Source organism: Streptomyces phytophilus, assembly GCF_013870535.1.
Taxonomy (GTDB): Bacteria; Actinomycetota; Actinomycetes; order Streptomycetales; family Streptomycetaceae; genus Streptomyces; species Streptomyces phytophilus.
Window position 1 is genome coordinate 1 of the sequence record NZ_JACBXC010001216.1, and the last position, 1789, is coordinate 1789.

At 73.6% G+C, this 1789-nt stretch carries 1 protein-coding gene and 1 pseudogene; both read right to left on the minus strand.

What is annotated here, in order from left to right; translation table 11 throughout:
* Positions 1 to 605 (minus strand): annotated as a pseudogene (locus H5J30_RS30905) (cellulose-binding protein); the annotation flags it as partial.
* 172 nt (positions 606 to 777) lie between these two features.
* The coding region (locus tag H5J30_RS30910; protein ID WP_181790799.1) for an SUKH-4 family immunity protein at positions 778 to 1789 on the minus strand (1012 nt) is incomplete at its 5' end.

Genomic DNA, 1789 nt, shown 5'->3' on the forward strand with positions numbered 1-1789 from the left:
GCCTCCCGGCGCTCCCGCATCTCCTCGGCCAACTGCCGTCCCGCCGCCTTGCGTTCGTGGCGGGCGTCGTCGAGCATCGCCGCCGTGCGGTGCTTCATCTCCGCCAGCGCCGCCGCCGCCTCGCCCGCGGTGTCCTCGACCGCCGCGTGCGCGGACGACAGCAGGTCTGCGGCCTCCTGCTCGGCCGCCCCCAGCGCGCTGCGCAACCGCGCCTCCGCCTCCTCGCGCAGCGCCTGCGCCGCGCGGCGGGTGTCCGCGGTGGTCTCCTCGACGTACCGGCGGGTCTCGGCCTGCGCGCGGTGCAGCTGCTCCGCGGCGGTGCCGCGGAGTTCTGCGGACTGGTCCTGGGCGAGGTGGAGGATCTCCTGTGCGCGGGGGCCCAGTTCTGCGTAGGTCTGCTCCTTCACCTGCGCCAGCTCGCCGGTGAGCCGCTCCAGCTCCTGGCTCAGCTCGCGCTCCAGGACGGTGAGGCGGGCGGCCCGCTCCCAGGCGGAGTCGCGCTCCTCGCCCACGCGGGTCACCGCGGCGTCCACCTGGTCGGGGTGGTAGCCGCGACCACCGCGTACGGTGTCGAAACTCCGAGCCGACGTCTTCGCGGCACCCATGTGATCGAGCTCCTCTCGTCCCCGGTCGACTGTCGGCGCTCATCCTTCAGGATCCGCGTTAATCGGTCATAACCTGACACCCACTCCTTTCAGGTGGTCATCGGTTGAAGAACATACGAAACGGCCCCACCGGCAGAGCCGGTGAGGCCGTTCCCGTACTGCCCCCGAAGGGCTACAACAGGCCGTCCCAGAGCTGTTCGAGCACCACCGACCACCAGTGGTCCGGGCCCTCCAGCGCCGCCGGGTCGATCCCCGCCAGCTGGGACTGGAAGTCGACCGTCCAGCGCCCCGCCTGGTCCGGCGTGAGGCCGAAGCGCAGCCGCCACATGTGGCCCAGCATCGCCAGGCAGCGCACGAACTCCGGCAGCCCCGTGTTCACGAACTGCGGCGGCGCACTGCCCCCGCCGGGCGCCGCCTCCAGCGGCACGGCGACGATGTGCGCCGTGCCGTACTGGACGCACATCTGGCGGCCGAAGTCATTGCCCATCACGAGGTACGAACCGGCGTCCGACGCCGCCTGCACACCCCGCTCCGCCGCCAGCTCCGCCAGCGTCGGCACCGGCCGGCCCGGCTGCGCCTGACCCCAGAAGAACGGCCCGAAGTCCATCGGCAGCCCCGCCCACACGAGCGTCTGCGCCACGATGTCCGGCACGCCCTGGCGGGCCACCGCCCGCTGGTCGTAACGGAACACGCCCTGCGGCCCGAACGCCTGCAGCAACTCGTGCCCCAGCGCCTCCGGCGGCAGCGGCGGCAGCACCGGGATCTGCCCCGGCGGCGGCAGCGGCACGCGCTGCGGCCGCGGCCTGGCCGGGCCGTCGGCGACCTGGTGCAGCTCACCCTGGTGCTCGATGAGCTGCTGCATGCCCTGCTGCCGGGACGCGTGGTCGCGGCCGTACGAGGCGGTGTGGCTCAGCCGCACCTGCGGCCACGTCTCACGGATCATGCGCGAGCAGTAGCCGCCGGGCAGATCGCAGGGCTCCAGCTCGGTGTGCAGCTCCAGGACCTGCTGCGGCGGTACGCCCATGCCGCGCAGCTCGTGCAGGATCTGCCACTCGGGGTGCGGGGTGCCGGGGGCGGAGCGGCGCATGACCTGCTGCTCGGAGCCGTCCTGGGCGCGGTAGCGCAGGACGGCGAGGTAGCCGGGGCCGACGGTGGGGACGCCGGGGGGCGGGTAGCCGTAACCG